This is a genomic window from Variovorax ureilyticus (assembly GCF_050632185.1).
GTDB lineage: Bacteria > Pseudomonadota > Gammaproteobacteria > Burkholderiales > Burkholderiaceae_C > Variovorax > Variovorax ureilyticus_A.
In genome coordinates, this window is record NZ_CP192579.1 from 4689775 (window position 1) to 4714516 (window position 24742).

At 68.3% G+C, this 24742-nt stretch carries 19 protein-coding genes and 4 pseudogenes; 19 read left to right on the plus strand and 4 right to left on the minus strand.

The features are described 5' to 3' along the window. The first annotated feature begins 114 nt into the window (after positions 1–114). The 9 genes and pseudogenes from ACQ858_RS23230 (at position 115) to ACQ858_RS23270 (ending at position 8387) form a co-directional block, all read left to right on the plus strand. A pseudogene (locus ACQ858_RS23230) lies at positions 115–1085 on the plus strand (DMT family transporter). After that, entirely contained in the window at positions 1078–1770 is a 693-nt protein-coding gene (gene tsaB / locus ACQ858_RS23235) for a tRNA (adenosine(37)-N6)-threonylcarbamoyltransferase complex dimerization subunit type 1 TsaB (protein ID WP_431274845.1), read from the plus strand. The pseudogene ACQ858_RS23230 and the gene tsaB overlap by 8 nt, the downstream one beginning before the upstream one ends. Continuing rightward, positions 1767–2348 (plus strand): GNAT family N-acetyltransferase, encoded by a 582-nt coding sequence (locus ACQ858_RS23240; protein WP_431274846.1) that lies wholly within the window; start codon positions 1767–1769, stop codon positions 2346–2348. The genes tsaB and ACQ858_RS23240 overlap by 4 nt, the downstream gene beginning before the upstream one ends. Continuing rightward, complete coding sequence (locus tag ACQ858_RS23245; protein WP_431274847.1) at positions 2345–3103, plus strand: uracil-DNA glycosylase family protein; 759 nt, start codon at positions 2345–2347, stop codon at positions 3101–3103. The genes ACQ858_RS23240 and ACQ858_RS23245 overlap by 4 nt, the downstream gene beginning before the upstream one ends. A gap of 27 nt (positions 3104–3130) precedes the next feature. Next, positions 3131–3956 (plus strand): annotated as a pseudogene (gene pyrF / locus ACQ858_RS23250) (orotidine-5'-phosphate decarboxylase). Between the two features lie 180 nt (positions 3957–4136). Next, positions 4137–5975 (plus strand): DUF1800 domain-containing protein, encoded by a 1839-nt coding sequence (locus ACQ858_RS23255; protein ID WP_431274848.1) that lies wholly within the window; start codon positions 4137–4139, stop codon positions 5973–5975. Positions 5976–5986: 11 nt separating this feature from the next. Next, positions 5987–7483: a DUF1501 domain-containing protein gene (locus ACQ858_RS23260; RefSeq protein WP_431274849.1), complete on the plus strand. Its 1497-nt coding sequence runs from the start codon at positions 5987–5989 to the stop codon at positions 7481–7483. Positions 7484–7551: 68 nt separating this feature from the next. Further along, positions 7552–7902, plus strand: coding sequence for a GFA family protein (locus ACQ858_RS23265; RefSeq protein WP_431274850.1), 351 nt, complete (start codon positions 7552–7554; stop codon positions 7900–7902). Continuing rightward, positions 7899–8387, plus strand: a complete 489-nt coding sequence (locus ACQ858_RS23270; RefSeq protein WP_431274851.1) for a GFA family protein — start codon at positions 7899–7901, stop codon at positions 8385–8387. Before ACQ858_RS23265 ends, ACQ858_RS23270 begins: the two co-directional genes overlap by 4 nt. On the opposite strand, the pseudogene ACQ858_RS23275 reads toward ACQ858_RS23270, so the two are convergent. Continuing rightward, positions 8368–9209 (minus strand): annotated as a pseudogene (locus ACQ858_RS23275) (IclR family transcriptional regulator). The gene ACQ858_RS23270 and the pseudogene ACQ858_RS23275 sit on opposite strands and share 20 nt — an antisense overlap. Before the next feature lie 108 nt (positions 9210–9317). Here ACQ858_RS23275 and ACQ858_RS23280 point away from each other — a divergent pair. Genes ACQ858_RS23280 through fahA form a run of 5 tightly spaced genes read left to right on the plus strand, consistent with a single transcriptional unit; the run spans position 9318 to position 14784 of the window. Beyond that, on the plus strand, positions 9318–10277 hold the full coding sequence (locus ACQ858_RS23280) for an MBL fold metallo-hydrolase (protein ID WP_431274852.1): 960 nt from the start codon (positions 9318–9320) through the stop codon (positions 10275–10277). Positions 10278–10281: 4 nt separating this feature from the next. After that, entirely contained in the window at positions 10282–11952 is a 1671-nt protein-coding gene (locus tag ACQ858_RS23285) for an FAD-dependent oxidoreductase (RefSeq protein ID WP_431274853.1), read from the plus strand. 4 nt (positions 11953–11956) lie between these two features. Continuing rightward, the gene (locus tag ACQ858_RS23290; protein WP_431274854.1) at positions 11957–12160 is read left to right on the plus strand and encodes a DUF2783 domain-containing protein; all 204 of its coding nucleotides are present in this window, start codon (positions 11957–11959) and stop codon (positions 12158–12160) included. Between the two features lie 27 nt (positions 12161–12187). Beyond that, a complete protein-coding gene (gene hmgA, locus ACQ858_RS23295; RefSeq protein WP_431274855.1) occupies positions 12188–13507 on the plus strand; it encodes a homogentisate 1,2-dioxygenase in 1320 nt (439 codons plus the stop codon). After that, positions 13504–14784: a fumarylacetoacetase gene (fahA, locus tag ACQ858_RS23300; RefSeq protein ID WP_431274856.1), complete on the plus strand. Its 1281-nt coding sequence runs from the start codon at positions 13504–13506 to the stop codon at positions 14782–14784. The genes hmgA and fahA overlap by 4 nt, the downstream gene beginning before the upstream one ends. A 33-nt stretch (positions 14785–14817) precedes the next feature. On the opposite strand, the gene ACQ858_RS23305 is transcribed toward fahA, so the two are convergent. Then, positions 14818–15267, minus strand: a complete 450-nt coding sequence (locus tag ACQ858_RS23305; protein WP_431274857.1) for an acyl-CoA thioesterase — start codon at positions 15265–15267, stop codon at positions 14818–14820. 159 nt (positions 15268–15426) lie between these two features. On the opposite strand from ACQ858_RS23305, the gene gtdA reads away from it, so the two are divergent. The 5 genes and pseudogenes from gtdA (at position 15427) to ACQ858_RS23330 (ending at position 21067) form a co-directional block, all read left to right on the plus strand. Further along, positions 15427–16497 carry a gentisate 1,2-dioxygenase gene (gtdA, locus tag ACQ858_RS23310; RefSeq protein ID WP_431274858.1) on the plus strand — a complete coding sequence of 357 codons (1071 nt, stop codon included), beginning with the start codon at positions 15427–15429 and terminating at the stop codon, positions 16495–16497. A gap of 106 nt (positions 16498–16603) precedes the next feature. Continuing rightward, the gene (locus ACQ858_RS23315; protein WP_431274859.1) at positions 16604–17581 is read left to right on the plus strand and encodes a Bug family tripartite tricarboxylate transporter substrate binding protein; all 978 of its coding nucleotides are present in this window, start codon (positions 16604–16606) and stop codon (positions 17579–17581) included. Further along, on the plus strand, positions 17578–18927 hold the full coding sequence (locus tag ACQ858_RS23320; RefSeq protein WP_431274860.1) for an FAD-dependent oxidoreductase: 1350 nt from the start codon (positions 17578–17580) through the stop codon (positions 18925–18927). Before ACQ858_RS23315 ends, ACQ858_RS23320 begins: the two co-directional genes overlap by 4 nt. An 80-nt stretch (positions 18928–19007) precedes the next feature. Then, positions 19008–19925, plus strand: a complete 918-nt coding sequence (locus tag ACQ858_RS23325) for an acyl-CoA thioesterase (RefSeq protein WP_431274861.1) — start codon at positions 19008–19010, stop codon at positions 19923–19925. Between the two features lie 30 nt (positions 19926–19955). Next, a pseudogene (locus ACQ858_RS23330) lies at positions 19956–21067 on the plus strand (NADH:flavin oxidoreductase/NADH oxidase). Between the two features lie 18 nt (positions 21068–21085). Here ACQ858_RS23330 and atpE read toward each other — a convergent pair. Both atpE and uvrA read right to left on the minus strand, forming a co-directional pair. Further along, on the minus strand, positions 21086–21325 hold the full coding sequence (gene atpE / locus ACQ858_RS23335) for a F0F1 ATP synthase subunit C (RefSeq protein ID WP_431274862.1): 240 nt from the start codon (positions 21323–21325) through the stop codon (positions 21086–21088). A gap of 141 nt (positions 21326–21466) precedes the next feature. After that, the gene (gene uvrA / locus ACQ858_RS23340; protein WP_431274863.1) at positions 21467–24517 is read right to left on the minus strand and encodes an excinuclease ABC subunit UvrA; all 3051 of its coding nucleotides are present in this window, start codon (positions 24515–24517) and stop codon (positions 21467–21469) included. Positions 24518–24742: the final 225 nt, after the last annotated feature.

Here is a 24742-nt window from a genome sequence, read left to right on the forward strand (position 1 = left end):
CCCCGGAGAGGGGGTGTCCGAGCCACACGAAGTGGGCGAGGCTGGGGGCGAGCAACAGCCCTTGGGGTGAGCCGATAATCCCTCGATGCCCGCCCCCGTCTTTCCGCCCGCACCATCGGCTTGGGTGCGGCCGTCATCACGGTCCTGGTCTGGACCGCGTTCATCGTCATCGCCCGGGCCTCTGCCGGCCGGTCGCTCACTCCTTTCGACATCGCCTTCGTCCGCATCTGCGGCGCCAGCCTGGTGCTGGTCCCGTGGGGCGCGTGGATCGTCGCGCGCGACCGCGATCCGGCGCGTCGCTCGTTGTTCGGCCTGTCGCCCGTGCCGCTGCGGCTCACGGCCACCGCCGGCATCTTCGGCGGGCTCGCCTACGCGCTCCTGGCCTACACCGGCTTCTTCTTCGCGCCGGCGACCCATGCCTCGGTGCTCATGCCCGGCAGCCTGCCGCTGTGGACCGCGCTGCTCGCGGCCATCGTGCTGCGCGACCGCATCACGCCGGCACGCGCGCTCGGCCTGCTGCTGATCGTGCTGGGCGATCTTTTCGTCGGCGGGGAAGCCTGCTCCATGCGCTCGAAGGCGGCGTAATCTGGAAGGGCGACCTGCTCTTCATGAGCGCCGCGTTCTGCTGGGCGTCGTACAGCGTGGTGGTGCGAAAGCACGGCCTCGACGCGGTGCGCGCGACCATCGCGATCACGGTCTTCGCCGTCATGACCTATGTGCCGGTCTACGGGCTGCTGGCGGCAACCGGCGTGGTCACGAGCCGCCTCGCGACGGCGCCCCTGGGCGAGATCGCCTTCCAGATGCTCTTCCAGGGCATCGGCTCGGTGGTGGTTTCCGGCATCACCTTCACGCGGATGGTCCAGTACTTCGGGCCGGTGCGCACCACCATGATCACCGCGCTGGTGCCGGGCCTGTCCGCGCTCGGTGCGGTCGTGTTCCTGGACGAGCCGCTGCATTGGAATCTCGTCGCGGGACTGATGCTGGTCACGGCCGGCATCCTGTTCGGCGTGCAGCGCGTCAGGGCCGGTGCGGCGCCGCAATCTTCGGTTGCGGCCCGTGTGGCGGGAGGTGGCGCCGATGCCTGACAAGCTGCTCGCCTTCGACACCAGCACCGAGACGCTCTCGATCGCGGTGCGCCACGGCGACGTCGTGCTCGAGCACACCGGCGACGGCGGCGCACAGTCGTCCGCGACGCTGATCCCGCTGATCCAGAAGCTGCTCGCCGATGCCGGCCTGGCCTTGCGCGAACTCGATGCGATCGCCTTCGGCCGCGGGCCGGGCTCCTTCACCGGCCTGCGCACCGCCTGCTCGGTGGCGCAGGGGCTGGGCTTCGGCGCCGGCCTCCGGCTGCTGCCCATCGACACGCTGCATGCGGTCGCCGAGGAGGCCCGCCACCGCTTCGGCGCGCAGCGCGTGGTCGCGGTGCTCGATGCGCGCATGGACCAGGTCTACGCCGCGTGCTACGACCTCGGCGTCGAAGTCGTGGCGAGCGAGCCTGACCTGCTCGAACCCGAGAGCGTCGTCGTGCCGCCCGGCTGGGTGCTCGCCGGCAATGCCTTCGCCGCCTATGGCGACCGGCTGTCGCGCGCAACCGAGCGGCACACCGTGCTTCCGACGGCCGCCGCGATGCTCCGCCTGGCGCCGGCCCTGCTCGCGGCGGACCGCACCGTCGCGCCTGCCGACGCATGGCCTCTCTACGTTCGCGATAAAGTGGCGCAGACTACCGAGGAGCGCGCCGCCATCAAGGCAGCCGCCGCCAAACAGCCATGAGCGCAGTTCTTCTTCAGTCGCGCGAAGCCCGGCTCGAGCCGATCACGATCGAGCGCGTCCCCGCCGTCTGCGCGATCGAGCAGACGGCCTACACGCACCCGTGGACGCCGGCCAACTTCATCGACTCGCTGGCAGCGGGCTATCACTGCCAGTGCCTGGTCGGCCCGGCCGCGGAGAGCGACGCATCGGCCCCGCCGCGCGGTGCGCGCGCGCTGCTGAGCCGCGCGCTCTCGCGCCCGGCCCTCGAAACCATCATCGGCTACTTCGTCGCCATGAAAGGCGTCGACGAAGTGCATCTGCTCAACATCACCGTGGCGCCCGCCTTCCAGCGGCAGGGTTGGGCGCCGCTGATGCTCGAAGCCCTGGCGGGCTGGTCGCGCGCGCAGAACGCGCAGTGGCTGTGGCTCGAAGTGCGCGCGAGCAACCACCGCGCGCTTGCCATCTACGAGCGCAACGGATTCCGCCGCGTCGGCATCCGCAAGGGCTACTACCCGGCGCACCCCAACGCCCGCGAAGACGCGGTCGTCATGAGCCTGCGCCTCGACGAATCCAACAGCGCCTGGGGAGGGCTGGCATGACACCCCGGCAGCGCGCGATGCTCGAGGAAATGGGCATCAAGCTTTTCTGGTGGCCCAAGGAACAGGTTGGCGGAGTGCAGGTGGCCGAGGCGCCTGCTGACGCGCCGGTGGAGGAACCCATCGAAGCGCCGGCCGAACGCGCGCCCGCTTCCGCCCCGGCAGCGCGGCCGGTCGCCGGCGTCCCGGTGGCCGCGCCCACAGCGCCCCCACGTACACCGATCGCCCCGGCGCACGGCGCCACCGTGCTGGCCGAAGCACCTCGCCATTTCTACGGCGGGGAGGCGATGGCGAAGGGCGGATGGCTGGTCATCGCCGACATGCCGCCGGAGCTCCACGGCCGTCACGGCGAGCCCTTCGCGAGCGACGCGGGCCGCCTGCTCGACAACATGCTGCGCGCGCTTCGGCTCCACGAGGGCGCGATGCCGGTGCACCTGGTGCGCACGCACCGTGGCGTCGCTTCGGGCCAGCAGGGCAGCCCGCGGCCGCTCGGCGAAGTGCTGGCCGAAAGCGCCGCCGCGCTCGCGCCGCGCCTCGTGCTCGCGATGGGGCCGCTGGCCGCGCAGAGCCTGCTGCAGAGCGGCGACCCGCTCGGCAGGCTGCGCGGGCGCGCGCTGCCGGTCGCGATGGTGCCGGGGCTCGACATGGCCGTCGTCGCCTCCTATCACCCGGCGTACCTGCTGCGCAATCCGGCGGACAAGGCCCGGGCCTGGGCCGACCTCTGCCCGGCCGCGGAAGAGTTCACGCGCAGGGGCTGATCCGGCGGCGGCCTAAAATTCCGCCCCATGACCTTCCTGGACAAGCTGCGCGCCGCCGAGCGCCAGAACGGCTCGCTGCTGTGCGTCGGGCTCGACCCCGAGCCGACGAAATTTCCCGCCCGCCTCAAGGGCGACGCCAGCAGGATCTTCGATTTCTGCGCCCGCATCGTCGATGCGACCGCCGACCTGGCCATCGCCTTCAAGCCACAGATCGCCTATTTCGCCGCGCATCGCGCCGAAGACCAGCTCGAGCGGCTCATGGAGCACATGCGCCGCAACGCGCCGCACGTGCCGACCATCCTCGACGCCAAGCGCGGCGACATCGGCTCCACCGCCGAGCAGTACGCACGCGAGGCCTTCGAGCGCTATGGCGCCGATGCGGTCACGCTGTCGCCTTTCATGGGATTCGATTCGGTCGAGCCCTACCTTCGCTTCGAAGGCAAGGGCGCCTTCCTGCTGTGTCGCACCAGCAACCCCGGCGGCTCCGACCTGCAGGGGCAGCGCACTGGCCGGTCTGCCCGGCGAGCCTTTCCTGTATGAGCACGTCGCGAAATTGGCGCAGGGCCCTTGGAATCGCAACGGCCAGCTCGGGCTGGTGGTCGGTGCGACCTATCCCAACGAGATCGAGCGCGTCCGCGCACTCGCGCCGACCGTGCCGCTCTTGATCCCCGGCGTCGGCGCGCAGGGCGGCGATGCGGTCGCGACCGTCCGCGCCGGATGGCGGCCCGATGCGCCGATCGTGGTCAATTCATCGCGCGCGATCTGTTACGCCTCCGCCGGCGAGGATTTCGCCGAAGCCGCGCGCCGCGAGGCCATGCGCACCCGCGACGCGCTGGAAGCCGCCAAGGCCTGAGCCGACATTCCGCGTCATCCCGCAGGGCGTCGGTCGCGTGGGCGTGACGAAAAAAGTCACATTTCTTAACGGTCGTAGACCTTAACGCCTCATTCCGGAGGCGGCCGCCCGCGCCCTGCGGCCGGCATGGCAATTGCCTCGCAAAGCCCGGCGCCGGAGCGCCGAGGAGTGAGGAATCCCATGGTGGAAGACATCGCAACCGGTCGCGCCGAGGCGACCCAGGCGTCGGTGCGCGTGGATGAGGCATCCGCGGCGTCCCCAACGCCTCTCCAGTACAACCCGTTGCCCGTGGCGACTGCCCTGGCGGCCGCCGCCGCGCTCGCCGCCTGCGGCGGCGGAGGCGGGGGAGGAGGCAGCGGTTTCGCATTGCCAACGGCGAGCGGTTCCGGCACGCAGGCCGGATCGCTGTCGTCGCTGGCATCGACACCCACCGGGCAGACCTACGTCTACACCGAGGCCAAGAGCGACGACGAGGCCGCGCGTTTTCTGCTCCAGGCGCAGTTCTCGGCGTCCGATGCCGAGATCGCGGCGGTGCGCAGCAAGGGCTACCTGCCGTGGCTCGGAGAGCAGGTGGACCGTGCCGCGACGCAGACCGGCTGGGACTGGATCGCGAGCAAGCCCTACAACACCGTCAACGTCGACGACATGGTCTGGAACCAGCTCATGACGGCGCCCGACGGCTTCCGCAAGCGCGCGGCACTGGCGCTCTCCGAGATCTTCGTGGTCTCGGCCACCGACATCGGTTCCAACTGGCCCGATCACATGATGGCCCAGTACTGGGACACGCTGGTCCGCGGCGTGACGGGCAACTTCCGGCAACTGCTGGAGGACGTGACCCTCAACCCCGCGATGGGCCACTACCTCAACACCAAGGGCAACCAGAAGGAGAACGCCCAGGGCCGCCAGCCCGACGAGAACTATGCGCGCGAAGTCATGCAGTTGATGAGCATCGGGCTCTATCAGCTCAATGCGGACGGCACGCTCAGGACCGGCGCCGACGGCGCTGCGCTCGACACCTACACGCTGGACGACGTCACGAACCTCGCGCGTGTCTTCACCGGCTACGACCTCGACATCCGCACCGACGAGAAGAGCGGCACCGCCGGCGCCTTCACGCCGCCGGGCGCCACCTACACCATCGAGGGCAACGGCTGGACGACGCGGCCGATGGCGCTGACCGCGTCGCGGCATTCGACGCTCGAAGCGAAGTTCCTCGGCACCACGGTGCCGGCGGGCACCGACGGCAAGACCGCGCTCAAGATCGCGCTCGACACGCTTTTCAATCACCCGAACGTCGGGCCCTTCATCTGCAAGCAGCTCATCCAGCGGCTCGTGACCAGCAACCCGAGCCCCGACTATGTGAAGCGCGTATCCGATGTCTTCGCCAACAACGGCGCGGGCGTGCGGGGCGACATGAAGAGCGTGTTCGCTGCCGTGGTGCTCGACAACGAGGCGCGCAGCCCTGCGGGCCTCGGCGACGCGAACTTCGGGCGGCTGCGCGAGCCGATGCTGCGCTTCGTGCAATGGGGGCGCACCTTCGGCGCAACCTCGACCACCGGCAACTGGAAGATCGGGAATCTTTCGCGGCCCAACGACCAGCTCGGCCAGAGCCCGCTGCGCTCGCCCTCGGTCTTCAACTTCTTCCGTCCCGGCTATGTGCCGCCGTCGACCGCGGTCGCGAGCGCGAAGATGGTCGCGCCCGAGTTCCAGCTGGTGAACGAAACCAGTGTCGGCGGCTACGTCAACTACATGCAGGGCGCGCTGCAGAAGACGGCCAAGGACGTCAACGGCACCTACGCGAGCGAGTTCGCGCTGGTGCTCGACCCCGTCGCGCTGGTGCGACGGCTGAACCTGCTGCTTGCGGCCAACCAGCTGCCGGCCTCGACGGTGGCGCTGATCGCCAGCGCGCTCAACACGCCCGTGGTCAGCGCGGCGAGCACCGATGCCGTCAAGCTCAATCGCGTCTACGCGGCGGTGCTGATGGTGATGGCCTCGCCCTCCTACCTGATCCAGAAATAAGAGGCCGAGCGATGTATCTGATCGATCCTGCCGCCCACAGCCGGCGTGCCTTCCTGCGCCGCGCGGGCCATCTTGCGATGGCGGGCACCGCGATGCCGTTCGCGCTCAACCTCGCCGCGATCGGCGAGGCTGCTGCGCAGGCGGCGCCGTCCGACGACTACAAGGCGCTGGTCTGCGTGTTCCTCTTCGGCGGCAACGACTACGCGAACACCGTCGTGACCTACGACGACGCGAGCTACAACGCCTACAGCGCCATCCGCCTGCCGCAGGCTTCGGGCGGCATCGCGATCGCCAAGGATTCGCTCACACCCACGCTGCTCACGCCGACCACCGCGCTGGCGGACGGCCGCCAGTACGCGCTGCATCCGGCGATGACCGCGCTGGCCGACCTGTTCAACACTGCCGGCAAGATGGCGGTGCAGCTGAACGTCGGGCCGCTGGTGGTGCCGCTCACCCGCGCGCAATACAACAACAGCAACAGGAAGCTGTACCCGCAGCCGCCCAAGCTCTTCTCGCACAACGACCAGCAGTCGATCTGGCAGTCGTCGTCGCCCGAGGGCTCGACCGTCGGCTGGGGCGGCAACATCGGCGATCTCGCGCTGTCGCAGAATGGCAATGCGCTCTTCACCTGCGTGTCGGTGTCGGGCAATGCGGTGTTCCTCTCGGGCGACACCGCGCTGCAGTACCAGGTCAGCACCAGCGGCGCGGTCGGCATCAACAGCGTGAAGAACAGCACCGTGTACGGTTCGGCCACGGTCAAGTCCGCGATGGCGCAACTGCTGCAGGAGGCGCGCTCGCATGCGCTGGAGAACGAATACAACCGCGTGACCAAGCGCGCGGTCGAAGCCGAGACCACGGTGACCGCGGCGATCCAGCCCGCCACCTTCGCGACCGACACCTTCCTCGTGACCAACGCCGACGGCAGCAAGTCGGCCAACAACAGCGGGTTCGCGAACCAGCTCAAGATGGTGGCGCGCATGATCCGCGGCCGCCTCTCGCTGGGCGTGAAGCGGCAGGTGTTCTTCGTCTCGATGGGCGGCTTCGACCTGCACGACAACCTCATCGCCAACCAGCCCGGCCTGCTCAAGCAGCTCAGCGACGCGGTGGCCAACTTCCACGCGCAGATGGAAGCGCAGGGCCTCGCCGACAAGGTGACGACCTTCACCGCGTCCGATTTCGGCCGCACGCTCGCGAGCAACGGCGACGGCTCGGACCACGGCTGGGGCAGCCATCACTTCGTCGTCGGCGGGGCGGTCAAGGGCAAGCAGTTCTACGGCACGCCGCAGGTGGTGAGCATCAACAACGATCCGAAGCTCGCCGGCTACGAAGGCCACGTGGGGCAGGGCCGGCTGATCCCGACCACCTCGGTGGACCAGTACGGTGCGACGCTCGCCAAGTGGTTCGGCGTGCCCGATGCGGACCTGCCGGGCATCCTGCCGAACCTGAAGAACTTCGGCGGCAACGTCAACGGCATCGACTATCCGACAAACGTGGGCTTCATGGCGTGACGCCTATGGAGTGCGTGGAGTAACCTGCGGGGCCGTCAACCGGTCACGCAGAAGAAAGGAGACACGCAATGAAATACCAGGGCAGCTGCCACTGCGGCCGCATCGCCTTCGAGGTCGAAGGAACCATCGACAACGCACTGGCTTGCAACTGTTCGATCTGCCGGCGCAAGGGATCGCTGCTGTGGTTCGTGCCGCGAAGCCGGATGACGATCACCACGCCGGTCGACGACAACGTGGGCGTCTACCTGTTCAACAAGCACGTCATCCGTCACATCTTCTGCAAGACTTGCGGCATCCATACGCACGGCGAGGCGCCGGACCCGAAGGGCAACCAGGTGGCCGCGATCAACATCCGCTGCATCGACGGCATCGAGCTCGACCAGGTGCCCGTGACGCACTACGACGGGCGATCGAAATGAGCGCTGCTGCCGCTGACGCCTTTCCCGCGGAAGGCGGATGCACCTGCCGCGCGGTGCGCTATCGCATGACGACGCGGCCACTCTTCGTCAACTGCTGCCACTGCCGCTGGTGCCAGCGCGAGACCGGCACCGCGTTCGCGCTCAACGCGATGATCGAAAGCGACCGCGTCGAGTTGCTGCAGGGCGAGGTCGAGATGGTCGACACGCCCTCGCTGAGCGGCAAGGGCCAGAAGATCGCGCGCTGCCCGCAGTGCCGCATCGCGCTCTGGAGCCACTACGCGGGCGCCGGCGAGGCGGTGAAGTTCGTGCGTGTCGGCACGCTCGACAACCCCGACCTGCTGCCGCCCGACATCCATATCTACACCCGCTCGAAGCAGCCGTGGGTCGTGCTGCCGCCGGACATGCCGGCGGTCGACGAGTACTACAGCCGCTCGCAGTACTGGCCTGCCGAGAGCATCGAGCGCATCAAGGCTTTGAAGCGATAGCGCCCAGCCGCTCGGACACCTGATCGGCGCACGCCTTGAGCGCCAGGGCGATCTCGCCGTCCCAGCGCGTGTCGAAGATGGCGGCCGGGCCGATGGCGGTCACCGCCAGCACGATCGCGCCGGTGTGGTCGAAGACCGGTGCCGACATCGCACTCACGCCGGGCAGGATCTCGCCCTCGGAGCGGCTCAGGCCGCGCTTGCGCACTTCGTGCAGTTGCGCCTCGAAGTCCTTCCAGCTCGGCAGCGGTTGAACCGGTGGCATGCCGCGCTGTGGTGGGGCGGTGATGCCCTTGCGTTCGCGCTGGCGTTCCTCTTCCAGCAGGCGCTGGACCACCGCCGGATCGAGATAGGCGCCGAAGAGCCTTCCCGAGGCGGTGTTGGTCAGCGAGAACACCGTACCGTGCCGCATGTTCACATGCAGCGGCGCGGGCGATTCGGCAAGCCGCACGATCGTCGCGCCCCGGTCTCCCCAGACCGCGATGGCCACCGTCTGCCCGATCTGCTGCGCCAGTTCGGCGATCAGCGGCGTCGCCACATGCACCGGGTTCGCCTGCTGCAGGCTGATCAACCCCAGTTGCAACGCGAGCGGCCCAAGCAGATAGTGGCCGCTGGTGCGGTCCTGCTCGATCAGCCCGAGGCGGCCGAAGCTGACCATGTACGGGTGCGCCTTGGCCGGGGACATATCGGCCTCGCGCGCGAGGTCCTTCAGCGCCATCGGCCGGCCGTGGTGGACCAGGGCGCGTAGCAGCTGGCCCCCACCTCGATGCTCTGGATGCCGCGTTGGGCGCGATCGCTGTCGGTGCTCATGACCGTGTCCCTCATTTGTTCATGGAGAAAGCATTAGACATTAACTGATCATCCGAATACACTCCGCCGATTCGTTCCATGCAAACTAGTTTGCTTTAGTCAAATTTCAAGGAGACTCCCGCGATGAGCCAGACCAAGAAGTTCGCCAGCCAGGCCGACCTGGAAGAAAAGAAGGTCACCTTCAGCCAGATTTCCGAGCATGCCTGGGCCTACACCGCCGAGGGCGACCCCAACACCGGCATCGTGATCGGCGACGACTGCGTGCTGGTGGCCGACACGCAGGCCACGCCCGCGATGGCGCAGGACGTGATCCGGCGCATCCGCGAAGTCACCGACAAGCCCATCAAGTACGTGGTGCTGACCCACTACCACGCGGTGCGCGTGCTCGGCGCGAGCGCCTACGGCGCCGACCACATCCTCGCGAGCCAGGACACCTACGACCTGATCGTCGAGCGCGGCGAGCAGGACAAGGCCAGCGAGATCGGCCGCTTCCCGCGCCTGTTTGCGGGCGTGGAGACCGTGCCGCCCGGCATGACCTGGCCGACCATGACCTTCACCGGCAAGATGACCGTGTGGCTGGGCAAGCTCGAAGTGCAGCTGCTGCAACTGGGCCGCGGCCATACCAAGGGCGACACCGTCGTGTGGTTGCCGGGCGAGAAGACGCTGCTGTCGGGCGACCTCGTCGAATTCGACGCCACGCCCTATGCCGGCGACGCCTATTTCCAGGACTGGCCGAAGACGCTCGACAACATCGCCGCACTCAAGCCCAAGGCGCTGGTGCCCGGACGCGGCGCGGCGCTCACCACGCCGGAGGAAGTCGCCAAGGGCCCGGCCGGCACGCGCGACTTCATCGCCGACGTGTGGGCCAGCGTGAGCGCCAGCGCCAAATCCGGCAAGGACCTGAACACGGTCTACAAGGAAACCTACGCCAGGCTCAAGCCCAAGTACGGCCACTGGGTGATCTTCGACCACTGCATGCCCTTCGACGTGACGCGCTGCTACGACGAGGCGACGAAGTACGCCGATCCGCGCATCTGGACGGCCGAGCGTGACGTCGAGATGTGGAAGGCTCTCGAGGGTTGAGTCCATGCAAGCCACGGTCGACTACCAGTCGCTGCGCTTCGACTACAGGCACCACCCCGACCAGGACGCCGCACAGCCCGTGCGCCATCCTGTCGTGGTCGTCGGCGCGGGCCCGGTGGGCCTCGCACTCGCGATCGATCTCGCTCAGCAGCGGATCCCGGTGGTGCTGCTCGACAACGACAACACCCTCTCCACCGGCTCGCGCGCCATCTGCTTCGCCAAGCGCACGCTCGAAATCTTCGATCGCCTCGGTTGTGCGGACCGCATGGTCGACAAGGGCGTGTCGTGGAAGATCGGCAAGGTCTTCTTCAAGGACGATCAGGTCTATCAGTTCGACCTGCTGCCCGAGGCGGGCCATGAGCGCCCGGCCTTCATCAACCTGCAGCAGTACTACGTCGAGGGCTACTTGGCCGAGCGCGTGGCCGAGCTGCCCTTGATCGACCTGCGCTGGAACAACAAGGTGATCGGCATCGAGCAGAACGCCGACCGCGCGCTCGTCACCATCGAGACGCCGGAGGGCAACTACCAGCTCGAAGCCGACTACGTGGCGGCCTGCGACGGCTCCAGGTCCGGCATGCGCCAGATGCTTGGGCAGGAGGCCAAGGGCCGCATCTTCCGCGACCGCTTCCTGATCGCCGATGTGAACATGGACACCGACCTGCCGACCGAGCGCAAGTTCTGGTTCGACCCGCCGTTCCATCCCGGCCAGAGCGTGCTGCTGCACAAGCAGGCGGACGACATGTGGCGGATCGACTTCCAGCTCGGCTGGGATGCCGATCCGGTCGAGGAGCGCAAGCCCGAGAACATCATCCCGCGCGTGCGCGCATTGCTCGACAGCATCGGCCACCACGACGTGCAGTTCACCATCGGCTGGGCCAGCGTCTATACATTCGCATGCCAGCGCATGGAGCACTTCCGCCAAGGTCGCGTGCTCTTCGCGGGCGACTCGGCGCATGGTGTCTCGCCCTTCGGCGCGCGTGGTGCGAACTCCGGCGTGCAGGATACGGACAACCTCGCCTGGAAGCTCGCCGCGGTGCTGCGGCACGAGGCGCCCGATGCCCTGCTCGACACCTACGCGAGCGAGCGCGAAGACGCGGCCGACGAGAACATCCTCAACTCCACCCGCGCGACGGACTTCATCACGCCCAAGAGCGAGGTGAGCCGCCTGTTCCGCGATGCGGTGCTTGAGCTTTCGAAGCGCCACGCCTTCGCGCGGACGCTGGTCAACAGCGGCCGGTTGTCGGTGCCCGCGACGCTTCGCGATTCGCCGCTCAACACGGCCGATGTGGATGCGTTTGCCGGTCGCATGGTGCCGGGTGCGCCCGCGGCCGACGCGCCGATCGTGCGCGCCGACGGCAGCACCGGCTGGCTGCTGCGCGAACTCTGCCCCGCGTCGCAGGCGCATGCGGCGACCTGCTTCACCGCGCTGGTCTTCGGCCGCGGCGAAGCGGCCGAACGCAGCCGCGAGGCGCTCGCGAAGTCCGACGTGGCGCTGCACGTCGTGAACATCGCCGACACCAGCGAAGGCGAAGGCGCACTGGCCGCACAGCGCTACGACGCAAAGCCGGGCACCGTCTACCTGCTGCGTCCCGACCAGCACGTCTGCGCGCGCTGGCGACATCCGACGCCTGCGGATGTGCGCGCCGCGCGCGACCGCGCACTGGCAAAGGGCTGATTCCATGAGCGACACCAACCTCATTGCCACGCCGAACCTCGAAGCGCCCGACGATTTCTACGAGGCGCTCATCGAAGCCCACCAGGGATTGAGCACCGAAGAGAGCCACGCCTACAACGCGCGCCTCGTGCTCGTGCTCGCCAACCACATCGGTTCCACCGCCGTGCTCAAGCAGGCTCTGGAAGCCGCCGCGGTGCCGGCCCGCTGAATTCCCGAATTCAAGAGAGAGGATTCCATGACGAACGCATCCGCCGCCGAGCGCCGCTACCAGAGCGGCTTCGGCAACGAATACGCCACCGAGGCCGTCCCCGGTGCGCTGCCGCAGGGCCGCAACAGCCCGCAGCGCGCGCCCTTCGACCTCTACCCCGAACTGATCTCCGGCACCGCCTTCACCGCGCCGCGCCACCAGAACCGCCGCACCTGGGTGTACCGTCGCCAGCCCTCGGTGGTCGCGGGCCGCTACAAGGCTTACACGCAGCTGCTCTGGAAGACCGGCGCCGATCGCGAGATTGCGCTGCCGCCCGAGCCGATGCGCTGGGGCCCGATCCCGATGGACAACGCCGAGGTCGACTTCGTCGACGGCATGCGCACGCTCGCTGCCAACGGCGACGCCGACGCGCAGGCAGGGATTGCTGCGCACGTCTACGTCGCGAGCCAGTCGATGAACCGCCGCGCCTTTGTCAACGCGGACGGCGAGATGCTCTTCGTGCCGCAGCAGGGCCGTCTCGAGATCACCACCGAGATGGGCGTGCTCGATGTGAAGCCCGGCGAGATCGCACTGGTGCCGCGAGGGGTGGTGTTCAAGGTCGACCTGCCGGATTCGGCGGCTGGCGCGGGCCCCTCGCGCGGCTACGTCTGCGAGAACTACGGCGCGCAGTTCCGCCTGCCCGAGCTCGGCCCGATCGGCTCGAATGGCCTCGCCAATGCGCGCGACTTCCAGGCGCCCGTGGCTGCCTACGAAGACGCGACCGTCGCCTACGAACTCGTCAAGAAGTTCGGCGGCCGCTTCTGGTCCGCACCCACGAAGCACTCGCCCTTCAACGTGGTCGCCTGGCATGGCAACCTCGCGCCGGTGAAGTACGACACCGCGCACTTCATGACCATCGGCTCGATCAGCTACGACCATCCGGACCCGTCGATCTTCACGGTGCTGACGTCGCCGTCGGACACGCCCGGAACCGCCAACTGCGACTTCGTGATCTTCCCGCCGCGCTGGCTGGTCATGGAAGACACCTTCCGTCCGCCGTGGTACCACCGCAACCTCATGAGCGAATTCATGGGCCTCGTCTACGGCGAATACGACGCCAAGCCCGGCGGCTTCAAGCCCGGCGGCGCGAGCCTGCACAACTGCATGGTGCCGCACGGCCCCGACGAGGAAGCCTTCGAGAAGGCGAGCCACAGCGACCTCCAACCGCAGAAGCTCGACAACACGCTGGCCTTCATGTTCGAAAGCCGCTATCGCTTCATTCCTTCCGGGTACGCGATGCAAAGCCCCGTGCTCGACCAGAACTACGCCGACTGCTGGGCCGGCCTTCAAGACAAGTTCAAGCCATGACCGACAACACCATCAACGCCACCCATGACCCGAAGCTCAAGAGCTGGGTGACTTCCGCCAACCAGGCGGGCTGCGACTTCCCGATCCAGAACCTGCCCTTCGGCCGCTTCCGTCCCGCCGGCAGCCAGGAAGGCTTCCGCATCGGTGTCGCAATCGGCGACCAGGTGCTCGACCTGAAGGCCGCGGGACTCGTCGATACGGACGACATGAACGTGCTGCTCGCCCGGAGCGCCGCCGAGCGCCGGGCGCTGCGTACCGCGCTCTCCGAAGGGCTGCGCGAAGGCAGCGCGAAGCAGGGCGCCTGGAGCAAGGCGCTCCACGCGCAATCGGCGGTCGAACTGACGGTGCCGTGCCGCATCGGCGACTACACCGACTTCTACACCGGCATCCACCACGCCAACGCGGTCGGCCGGCAGTTCCGTCCTGACCAGCCGCTCCTGCCCAACTACAAATGGGTGCCGATCGGCTATCACGGGCGTGCATCTTCCATCGCTGTCAGTGGCCAGCGCTTCAAGCGTCCGCAGGGCCAGACCAAGGCGCCGGATGCGGCGGAGCCGAGCTTCGGCCCGTCGAAGCGCCTGGATTACGAACTGGAGCTGGGCTTCATCGTCGGCCGCGGCAACGCGCTCGGCGAGCCGATCGCGATGGCTGAGGCCGAGCAGCACCTGTTCGGCGTGACGCTGTTCAACGACTGGTCCGCGCGGGATTTGCAGGCGTGGGAATACCAGCCGCTCGGCCCTTTCCTCTCGAAGAACTTCGCGAGCACGATGTCGCCCTGGATCGTGACGATGGAAGCGCTCGCGCCCTTCCGCGCGAAGTTCGAGCGTCCGGCCGGCGATCCGCAGCCGCTGCCTTACCTCGACTCGCCCGCCAACCGCGAAAGCGGCGCGCTCGACATCACGCTCGAAGTCTGGCTGCAGACCGCGAAGATGCGCGAGGCCGGCGAGCCGGCCGTGCGTCTCACGCGCGGCAACGCGGCCGAAGCCGCCTACTGGACGCCCGCGCAACTGGTCGCGCACCACACGGTCAATGGCTGCAACCTGCAGCCGGGCGACCTGTTCGGCTCCGGTACGCTCTCGGGCCCGACGCAGGACCAGTCCGGCTCGCTGCTGGAACTGACGGTCGGCGGCAAGCAGCCGATCACGTTGCCCAACGGCGAGCGCCGCACCTTTCTCGAAGATGGCGACACGCTGAGCCTGCGCGGCTACTGCGAGCGCGCCGGCGCGGTGCGCATCGGGCTGGGTGAAGTCAGCGGGACGGTGCTGGCTGCGGGCTGAAACGGCGCCAGACGCGCCAGCAGCGGCTGGCCGTCAGCTGCCCGCAGCGGCGGCCCGCGCGGCGTCCAGGTGCGTGCGGGCGCGCTCCGCCAGCGCCATTTCGCCGGGGGTGCCCGGCGTGTAGGCATCCACTTCGAGCGGCCGGCCGTGCGAGTCGACCGAGACGAAGACGATCAGGCATTCGGTGGTCTTGTGCATGCCGCCGCCCTTGATGTCGCCGCTGCGCACCTCGACCGAGATGTTCATGCTCGTCGTGCCGGTATAGGCCAGCCGGGCTTCGACCTCCACGAGGTCGCCGATCATGATCGGCCGGTGGAAGCGGATGCTGCCGATGAACACCGTCACGCAGTAGCGCTTGGACCAGCTTGTGGCGCAGGCGTAGCCGGCCTCGTCGATCCACTTCATGACGGTGCCGCCGTGGACCTTGCCGCCGAAGTTGACGGTGCTGGGTTCGGCCAGGAAACGCAGGGTGATGGCTGACATGGTGCGGCGCGGAGTTGATCGCCGACGATTATGCGAGCGCCGTGCCAACTTGAGAGCCGAAGAGTTGCGCCACGGTGCGCCGCAGCCAGGCATTGCCCGCATGGCGCTCCCGTTCAACAATCACGCCCATCGGCCCCCCCACGCCAGGAGACAAGACGCATGAACACTGCCACCCGGCCCGCGCACCGCGACGCGGCCGAGCGCCGCGCCTACTACGAGCGCATCCGCCCGCTGAACCTCACGCCGCTCTGGGAATCGCTGCACGCCCTCGTGCCGCGCGAGCCGCAGACGCCCTGCGTGCCGGCGCTCTGGCGCTATGACGAGATCCGCCCGCTGCTCATGGAGTCGGCCGAGCTCATCACCGCCGAGGAGGCCGTGCGCCGCGTGCTGGTACTCGAGAACCCGGCGATCCCCGGACGCTCGTCGATCACGCAATCGCTCTATGCGGGCTTGCAGCTCATCATGCCGGGCGAGGTCGCGCCATCGCACCGCCATGTGCAGTCGGCGCTGCGTTTCATCGTCGACGGCAAGGGTGCCTACACCACCGTGGAGGGCGAGCGCACCACGATGTATCCGGGCGACTTCATCATCACGCCGTCGTGGGCCTGGCACGACCATGGCAACGAAGGCATCGAGGGCGTGAGCGAACCGGTGGTCTGGCTCGACGGCCTCGACATCCCCATGCTGCGTTTCTTCGACGCCGGCTTTGCCGAGAACAGCGACGCGAAGGTTCAGCACGTCTCGCGGCCCGAAGGCAACAGCTTCGCGCGCTTCGGCCACAACATGGTGCCGGTGCGGCATGACCACGCCGGCCCCACCTCGCCGATCTTCAGCTATCCCTACGCCCGCAGCCGGGAGGCGCTCGCGCTTCTGCAGAAGCAGGAGGCGCCCGATGCGTGGCTCGGCCACAAGCTGCGCTACATCAATCCTCTGACGGGCGGCTCGCCGATGCCCACCATCGGGACCCACCTGCAGTTGCTGCCGAAGGGCTTCGCGGGCAAGACGCACCGCGCGACCGACGGCGCGGTCTACAGCGTGGTCGAGGGCCGAGGCAGTGCGGTAATCGCCGGCCAGCGCTTCAGCTTCGGCCCGCGCGACACCTTCGTCGTGCCGTCGTGGGCGCCGCTGCGTCTTTCGGCGAGCGAAGAGGCGGTGCTGTTCAGCTTTTCGGACCGCCCGGTGCAGCAGGCCATGGGCGTGCTGCGCGAGGCCTTCCTCGCGGATTCCTGATCGCGCAGATCGCTGGTTCGCCGGGGCAATGCCAGCTTGGCGTAACGACTGGTCACAGGTGGGGCTATCCTTGTGGCCCTTCCGTTTCTTTCCCTCGTTTCGCTTTATGCACGCATCCAAGAGAGCTCTTCTTGCAGTCGCCTGCGGCCTGGCCGCAGGCGCTTTGCCGTTCGGCGCCATGGCGCAGGCGGCCGCATGGCCCACCCGGCCGGTCCGGCTGCTGGTGGGCTTCCCCGGCGGATCGACCCCCGACATCGCGGCACGCGCCATCGCCGAGCCGCTGTCCAAGGCCCTCGGGCAGCCGGTCGTGGTTGACAACAAGCCGGGCGCGTCGGGCAACATCGCGGCCGACCAGGTCGCCAAGGCCACGGACGACCACACCCTCGGCATCGTGATCAACGGCAACCTGACCTCGTCGAAGATGCTGTATCCGAAGCTGCCTTACGACCCGGCCAAGGACTTCACCTACCTCTCGCTGATCGCCACCGCGCCGCTGATGCTGGTCGCGCCGGCCAACCTGCCGGGCGGCGCCGCCTTCTTCGACGCCGCGCGCAAGGCTGGCGACACCTGGAGCTATGGCTCGGTGGGCGTGGGGTCGGTCGGTCATCTCGGCATGGAGCAGCTCAAGAGCCGCGTGCCGGGCATGAAGCCGGTGCACGTGCCCTATCAGGGCAACCCGCAAGTAGTCACCGGCCTGATCGGCGGACAGGTGCAGATGGCGCTGATCCCACCCGGCGTGGCGTTGCCGCAGGTCAAGGCGGGCAGGCTGCGCGCCGTGGGCCTCACGAGCGGCCGCAGCACGCTGGCGCCGGACGTGCCCTCGCTCTCCGAGGCGGGCGTGAAGGATTTCAACCTCGAGGTGTGGACCGCGCTGCTCGGCCCGGCAAACCTTTCCAAGGCTGCGCAGGAGCGCATCAACAAGGAACTCGCGATCATCATGAAGTCGCCCGAAGTGCGCCAGAAGCTGTTCGATCAGGGCTGGCAGGCCGTCGGCACCTCGCCTGACGGCATGCGCCAGCGCGTCAAGGAAGAGGCGGCGATCATGTCGAAGATCATCTCGACCAACGGAATCAAGCTCCAGTGAGCGCAGTGACAGTCATCGAGCCGCAGCGCAGCCTGCCGGTCTTCGGCGACTACGACGTGGTCGTGGTCGGCGGCGGCCCGGCGGGCATCGCGGCCAGCGTGAGCGCAGCGCGGCATGGCGCCCGCGCGCTGCTGGTGGAGCGCTACGGCTTCCTCGGCGGCATGGGCACCGCAGGCGGCGTGACCAACTTCGCGGGCCTCTACGGCAAACGCGATGGCGAAATGACGCAACTGGTGCACGGCGTGGCCGACGACCTGCTCGATCGCATCGACGCGCTGGGCGGCCTGAACAAGCCGCAGGACGGCATGCAGGGCCGTATCCGCGTGCGCTCCTACGACACCTCGGTCTACAAGTGCGCGGCCGATCAGTTGCTGCTTGCTGCGGGCGTGCACCTGCTCTTCCATGCGCTCGCTGCATCGGTGGTGATGGACGGTCCGCGCATCGCCGCGCTCGTCGTCGAGACCAAGTCGGGGCGGCAGGCCATCCGCGCCAATGCCTTCATCGACGGTAGCGGCGATGCCGATGTCGCGGCCTTCGCGGGCGTGCCGTTCGCGGTCGGCGACGGACATGGCAGCGGGCTGTTCCCATCCACCATGTTCCGCGTCGGCCATGTCGATGCAGAACGCGCGCTGGCAGCGGTGGGCGAGTTCAAGGCGATCAACGACCTGATGGCGAAGGTGCGCGAGCGCGATCCCGACGCGTACCGCTTTCCGCGCGAAGGCGCGATCCTGCGTCCGCAGATCGACCCGCGCGAGTGGCGCGCCAACGTCACGCAGATCCGCAACGCACAAGGCGATGCGATGAACGGCGTGGATGCACGGGAGCTCAGCGACGGCGAGGTCGAAGGTCGCCGGCAGATCGCCGAGTACTTCCGCTTCCTCAAGGCGGAGGTGCCGGGATTCGAGCAGTCGGCCATCGTCGAGATCGCGCCGCAGGTGGGCATCCGCGAGACGCGGCGCATCGAAGGGCTCTATGCGCTGACGGGCGAGGACATCCTCTCGTCCGCGCGCTTCGACGACAGCATCGGCATCAACGCCTGGCCGATGGAGATGCATGCGGCGGGTCGCATCGAGTGGGCCTTCCCGCGCGACGAGCGCCGCACCTACAACCAGTTGCCGTGGCGCATGATCGTGCCGCGCGGTGTGGACAACCTGCTCGTTGCCGGCCGTTGCGCGTCGATGACGCACGAAGGCCAGTCGGCGGCGCGTGCGAGCGGCGGCTGCTTCGTGATGGGGCAGGCGGCCGGCACGGCGGCGGCATCGCTGGGCGGCGGCCGCTTCGCGGCGGTCGACGTGCCGGCGCTGCAACGCAAGCTGGTCGCGGACGGGGCGGACATCGACCGCTGACAGGCGCGGGACAGCGTGGCGGCTGTCTCTTTGCTATCTTTGCAGGCTCGCTTTTGCCGGACGCAGCCTGCGCTTTTCCCATGACCGACCCCGCAACCGCCGCCCGCCTCGTCGACGATCTCGTCGAGCTGATGCACCTCGAACCCCTGGGCGATGACCGGTTCCTCGCGCAAAGCGAAGACATCGGAACGCCGGCCGTCTACGGCGGCCAGGTGCTCGGACAGTCGCTGATGGCGGCGTGCCGCACCGTCGGCGCCGACCGGCCGGTGCATTCGATGCATGCCTATTTCCTGCTGCCCGGCGAGCATGCGCCCATCGAATACGCGGTGGACCGCGTGCGCGACGGCCGCAACTTCACGGCGCGGCATGTGGTCGCGCGGCAGGGCGAGCGGATCATCTTCGAGATGTCGGCCTCGTTCCAGACGGAGGACAGGGGCATCGAGCACCAGCTCGCTATGCCCGAACTCGACGGCCCCGAAGGCCTGCCGAGCGAACTCGACCAGCGCATCGCGCTCGGCGAGCGCCTTCCGGCGTACTTCCGCGCCAAGGGGCTCTCGCCGCATGGCATCGAATACCGCCGCGTCGAGCCCGACGATCCGCTGGACCCGGCGCCGCGCCCTTCCGAAAGTGCACTCTGGATGCGCGCCATCGCGCCGCTGCCGGACGACCCGCTGGTGCATCGCGCATTGCTCGCCTATGCATCGGACCACGGCCTGCTGCGCGCCGCCATGCTGCCGCACGGCCTGAGCTTCATGAGCGGACAGGTGCGCCCCGCGAGCCTCGACCATGCGATGTGGTTCCACCGCGATTTTCGAATGGACGAGTGGCTGCTCTACGTGCTCGATTCGCCGAGCGCGGGCGGCGCGCGCGGCTTCTGCCGCGGCAGCGTCTTCACGCGCGACGGCCGGCTGGTCGCCTCGACCGCGCAGGAAGGCATGCTGCGCATCCTGCCCAAGGGAAGCCTGCTCTCCAGCGCGGGCCGCGCCGCGCCGATATAAAGGGCGGTTGTCCCAACTCGCGGAGCCATCATGAGTGCCCTTTTTTCGCCGTACGCGCTCGGCGACCGGTCGCTGCGCAACCGCATCGTCATTGCGCCGATGTGCCAATACTCCGCCGAGAACGGCAACGCCGGCGACTGGCACATGATCCATCTCGGCCAACTCGCCTTGTCGGGCGCGGGCCTGCTCATCATCGAGGCGACCGCGGTCGAGGACATCGGGCGGATCACGCACGGCGACCTTGGCCTGTACTCGGATGACAACGAGGCGGCGCTCGCCCGCGTGCTGAAGGCCATCCGCCGGCATTCGCGCATGCCGGTCGCCATCCAGCTCGGCCATGCCGGGCGCAAGGCGTCGAGCCGTGTGCCGTGGGAAGGCGGGCAGTGTCTCGCCGCGGACGAGGGCGCCCGGCAGACGGTGGCGCCGTCCGCACTCCCGCACGCGCCCGGCGAGCCGCCCCCGCTGGCGCTCGATGCCGCGGGGCTCGCGCGCATCAGGGAGGCATTCGTGCGCGCGGCGCAGCGTGCCGATGTGCTCGGGGTCGACGCGATCGAGCTCCATGCCGCGCACGGCTATCTGCTGCATCAGTTCCTCTCGCCCATCGCCAACCGGCGCGATGACGCCTATGGCGGCTCACTCGAGAACCGCATGCGTTTCCCGCTGGAGGTCTTCGACGCGGTCCGCGCGGCGGTGCCCCGGCGGATGCCTGTCGGCGTCCGGGTCTCGGCCACCGACTGGGTCGATGGCGGCTGGGACGTGCCACAGAGCATCGCCTTCGGAACAGCGCTGGCGCAGCGCGGCTGCAGCTTCATGCATGTGTCTTCGGGCGGCGTCTCGCCGCAGCAGAAGATCCCGCTCGGGCCCGGCTACCGGTGCCGTTGGCCGAGCAGGTGAAGCGCGGCGTGGGGCTGCCGACGATCGCTGTCGGTCTCGTCACGGAGCCCGCGCAGGCCGAAGCGATCGTTGCCTCGGGCGAGGCCGATCTGGTGGCGGTGGCAAGGGCCATCCTCTTCGAGCCGCATTGGCCCTGGCGCGCTGCCGCCGAACTGGGGGCGCAGGTCGAGGCGCCGCCCCAGTACTGGCGTTCCCAACCCCGCGAGCTCAAGGCCCTCTTCGGTGACGCCCGCATCGGGCAGCGGTAGCTCGCCCGGGCCGCGCGCTTACCTGAAAGGGTTCGCCGTGGCGAACCACAGGCCGATGCCCGTGGCGATGATGAAGGCCGCGTCGGTCACGCCCGCGATCAGGAAGAACTGCGTCTGCAGCGTGTCCTTGAGTTCCGGCTGGCGGGCCGTGCCCTCGAGCAGTTTCGATCCGACGATGCCGATGCCGAGGCACGAGCCCACCGCGGCGATGCCGATGAGAAGACCCGCAGCGAGGGGAAGGATGTCGAAGCCGTTCATGATGTGCTTTCGTCGGCCTTGAAGTTCGGCCTGGTTGCTGCCGGTACCACCGCGGCGCCGGCTTGACTCCAATGTCACCCCGCGGGCGCATGGCGTCGATGACCTCGGAGGTCATGTCTCCAGCGCCATTCCCGGGCTTCGTCAGCCGGGCAGCAGCCGCTTGAGATAGCGCCCGGTGTGGCTCGCCTCGTTCGCCGCGATCGTCTCCGGCGTGCCCATCCCCACCACCGTGCCGCCACCCGCGCCGCCTTCGGGCCCCATGTCGATCAGCCAGTCGGCGGTCTTGATCACGTCGAGGTTGTGCTCGATCACGACGATGGTGTTGCCCGCGTCGCGCAACTGATGCAGCACCTTGAGCAGCAGCTCGATGTCCGCGAAATGCAGGCCGGTGGTCGGCTCGTCGAGGATGTAGAGCGTGCGGCCGGTGTCGCGCTTGCTGAGCTCGAGCGCGAGCTTCACGCGCTGCGCCTCGCCGCCTGACAGGGTCGTCGCGGCCTGGCCCAGCTTGATGTAGCTCAGGCCCACGTCGAGCAGCGTGCGCAGCTTGCGTTCGATGGGGGGCACGGCCTTCAGGAATTCGTGCGCGGCCTCCACCGTCATGTCGAGGATCTGCGCGATGTTGCGGCCCTTGTATTGCACCTCCAGCGTCTCGCGGTTGTAGCGCTGGCCGTGGCAGACCTCGCAGGGCACGTACACGTCGGGCAGGAAGTGCATCTCCACCTTCACCACGCCGTCGCCCTGGCAAGCCTCGCACCGCCCGCCCGCGACGTTGAAACTGAAGCGGCCCGGGCCGTAGCCGCGTTCGCGCGCGGTGTTGGTCTCGGCCATGAGCTCGCGGATCGGCGTGAACAGGCCGGTGTAGGTGGCCGGGTTGCTGCGCGGCGTGCGGCCGATCGGCGACTGGTCGACGTTGATCACTTTGTCGAAGTACTCGATGCCTTCGATCGCCTCGTGCGGGGCCGGCTCTTCGTGCGCGCGATAGAGCGTGCGCGCCACCGCGGTGTAGAGCGTGTCGTTGACCAGCGTCGACTTGCCCGAACCCGAGACACCGGTGACGCAGGTCAGCAGCCCGACCGGAAAGGCCACGTTGACGTTCTTGAGGTTGTTGCCGGTCGCGCCGACGACGCGGATTTCCTGCACGTCGCTCTGCGTCGCGAGATGGGCGGCTTCGCGCGCGGCGCGTCGCTCCGCGGCGGCGCTCGGTGGAAAACGCGAGGCCTTCTTCGCCGTCTCCGGCGCAGCCTTGGCGACCACCGGCAACCAGGGTGTGCGGCGCGCCGGCACGGCGATCTTCTTTTCGCCCGAGAGGTATTGCCCGGTGAGTGAATCGGGCGTGCTCGCGACCTCTGCATAGGTGCCCTGCGCCATCACGCGCCCGCCGTGCACGCCGGCGCCGGGGCCCATGTCGATGATGTGGTCGGCGGCGTGGATCATGTCCTCGTCGTGCTCGACCACGATCACGCTGTTGCCGATGTCGCGCAGGTGCTTCAGCGTGCCGATGAGGCGGTCGTTGTCGCGCTGGTGCAGGCCGATGCTGGGCTCGTCCAGCACGTACATCACGCCGGTGAGGCCCGAGCCGATCTGCGACGCGAGGCGGATGCGCTGCGCCTCGCCGCCGGAGAGCGTCTCGGCGCTTCGGTCGAGGCTCAGGTAGTTGAGGCCGACGTCATTGAGGAACTTGAGGCGCAGGCCGATCTCGCGCACCACCTTGTCGGCGATCTCGGCCTTGGCGCCGCGCAGATGCAGTGCGCGGAAGTAGTCGAAGCTCTCGCGCAATGTGGCGCGGCTGATCTCGTAGATCGCCATGCGGCGCGGCTCGCTGCCCGCGTCGTCCACCAGGAACACGTTGCGCGCCTCGCGCCGCAGGCGCGTGCCTTCGCAATCGGGGCAGGGCTGGAGGTTGCGAAAGCGCGAGAGGTCCTCGCGCACCATCGCGGAATCGGTCTCGCGGTAGCGGCGCTCCATGTTCGGGATGATCCCCTCGAAGGGGTGCTTGCGCGCCAGCTTCTTGCCGGCCTGCTGGCCGCTCTCCATCACGTAGGTGAACTTGATCTCTTCCTGCGCCGAGCCGTTGAGGACGGCCTGCTGCACCGAAGCCGGCAGTTCCTCGAAAGGCTTGTCGATGTCGAACTTGTAGTGCTTCGCCACGCTTTCCAGCATGCTGAAGTAGTAGCCGTTGCGGCGGTCCCAGCCCTTCACCGCGCCGCTCGCGAGGCTCAGCGAAGGAAAGGCGACCACGCGCGCGGGATCGAAGAACTCCCGGTTGCCGAGGCCGTCGCAGGTCGGGCACGCGCCCACGGGCGAGTTGAAGGAAAAGAGGCGCGGTTCGAGCTCGGCCAGCGAGTAGTGGCAGATCGGGCAGGCGAACTTCGCGTTGAAGAGGTGCTCGCGCGCGGGCGGCGATCCGGATGGCGGCGCCTCGGTCGCGGGTGCATCCATCTCGAGCGCGATCGCGCGGCCATCGGCGAGGCGCAGTGCGGCCTCGAAGCTCTCGGCCGGGCGCTGCTGCATGTCGGGGCGCGCGCGCAGGCGGTCGATCACCACGTCGATGTCGTGCTTCTCGGTCTTCTTGAGCTTGGGCAGGTCGTTGTATTCGTAAGTCTGTCCATCGACCCGGAAGCGGATGTAACCCTGCGCTTGCATCTCGGCGAAGAGCTCGAGGAACTCGCCCTTCTTGTCGCGCGCGACCGGGGCGAGGATCATCAGCCTCGGTTCGTTCGGGATCGCCAGTACCGTGTCCACCATCTGGCTCACCGTCTGCGCCTGCAGCGGCAGGTCGTGATCGGGGCAGTAGGGCGTGCCGGCGCGCGCGTACAGCAGGCGCAGGTAGTCATGGATCTCGGTCACCGTGCCCACGGTGGAGCGTGGGTTGTGGCTGGTTGCCTTCTGCTCGATGCTGATCGCGGGAGACAGGCCTTCGATGACGTCGACGTCCGGCTTGTCCATCAACTGCAGGAACTGCCGCGCATAGGCCGAGAGACTCTCCACGTAGCGGCGCTGTCCTTCGGCGTACAGCGTGTCGAACGCGAGGCTCGACTTGCCCGAGCCCGACAGGCCGGTGATCACCACCAGCTTGTTGCGCGGGATGTCGAGGTCGACGTTCTTGAGGTTGTGCGTGCGAGCGCCGCGAATGCTGATGCGCTGCTGCGCAAGCACGGCACCGAGATAGGCGTCATCGGGGGTGGGGTTCACAGGGCGGTCGATTCTGGGCAACCGGACATGATAAGTGTCCGTGTGTTTTGGGGCTCGCGGCTGGATTTCGGCGCTGCGCATCCGTGCTGCCCGGCAGAAGTCCCGCCTTGCACCCAAGAAGATTCTGAAAAGTGCCGCGCGAATGAGGAAACATCGCTCATCGCGGGGGTGCGCCGCTATGCTCCAACGCTGAAGTCAAAGTAAGGGAGAAATATGCATTCTGTC

Bases quoted from the DNA above. Each gene is read 5' to 3' on its own strand.
- tsaB (WP_431274845.1), top strand. From the start codon at position 1,078: ATGCCTGACAAGCTGCTCGCCTTCGACACCAGCACCGAGACGCTCTCG.
- ACQ858_RS23240 (WP_431274846.1), top strand. From the start codon at position 1,767: ATGAGCGCAGTTCTTCTTCAGTCGCGCGAAGCCCGGCTCGAGCCGATC.
- ACQ858_RS23245 (WP_431274847.1), top strand. From the start codon at position 2,345: ATGACACCCCGGCAGCGCGCGATGCTCGAGGAAATGGGCATCAAGCTT.
- ACQ858_RS23255 (WP_431274848.1), top strand. From the start codon at position 4,137: ATGGTGGAAGACATCGCAACCGGTCGCGCCGAGGCGACCCAGGCGTCG.
- ACQ858_RS23260 (WP_431274849.1), top strand. From the start codon at position 5,987: ATGTATCTGATCGATCCTGCCGCCCACAGCCGGCGTGCCTTCCTGCGC.
- ACQ858_RS23265 (WP_431274850.1), top strand. From the start codon at position 7,552: ATGAAATACCAGGGCAGCTGCCACTGCGGCCGCATCGCCTTCGAGGTC.
- ACQ858_RS23270 (WP_431274851.1), top strand. From the start codon at position 7,899: ATGAGCGCTGCTGCCGCTGACGCCTTTCCCGCGGAAGGCGGATGCACC.
- ACQ858_RS23280 (WP_431274852.1), top strand. From the start codon at position 9,318: ATGAGCCAGACCAAGAAGTTCGCCAGCCAGGCCGACCTGGAAGAAAAG.
- ACQ858_RS23285 (WP_431274853.1), top strand. From the start codon at position 10,282: ATGCAAGCCACGGTCGACTACCAGTCGCTGCGCTTCGACTACAGGCAC.
- ACQ858_RS23290 (WP_431274854.1), top strand. From the start codon at position 11,957: ATGAGCGACACCAACCTCATTGCCACGCCGAACCTCGAAGCGCCCGAC.
- hmgA (WP_431274855.1), top strand. From the start codon at position 12,188: ATGACGAACGCATCCGCCGCCGAGCGCCGCTACCAGAGCGGCTTCGGC.
- fahA (WP_431274856.1), top strand. From the start codon at position 13,504: ATGACCGACAACACCATCAACGCCACCCATGACCCGAAGCTCAAGAGC.
- ACQ858_RS23305 (WP_431274857.1), bottom strand. From the start codon at position 15,267: ATGTCAGCCATCACCCTGCGTTTCCTGGCCGAACCCAGCACCGTCAAC.
- gtdA (WP_431274858.1), top strand. From the start codon at position 15,427: ATGAACACTGCCACCCGGCCCGCGCACCGCGACGCGGCCGAGCGCCGC.
- ACQ858_RS23315 (WP_431274859.1), top strand. From the start codon at position 16,604: ATGCACGCATCCAAGAGAGCTCTTCTTGCAGTCGCCTGCGGCCTGGCC.
- ACQ858_RS23325 (WP_431274861.1), top strand. From the start codon at position 19,008: ATGACCGACCCCGCAACCGCCGCCCGCCTCGTCGACGATCTCGTCGAG.
- atpE (WP_431274862.1), bottom strand. From the start codon at position 21,325: ATGAACGGCTTCGACATCCTTCCCCTCGCTGCGGGTCTTCTCATCGGC.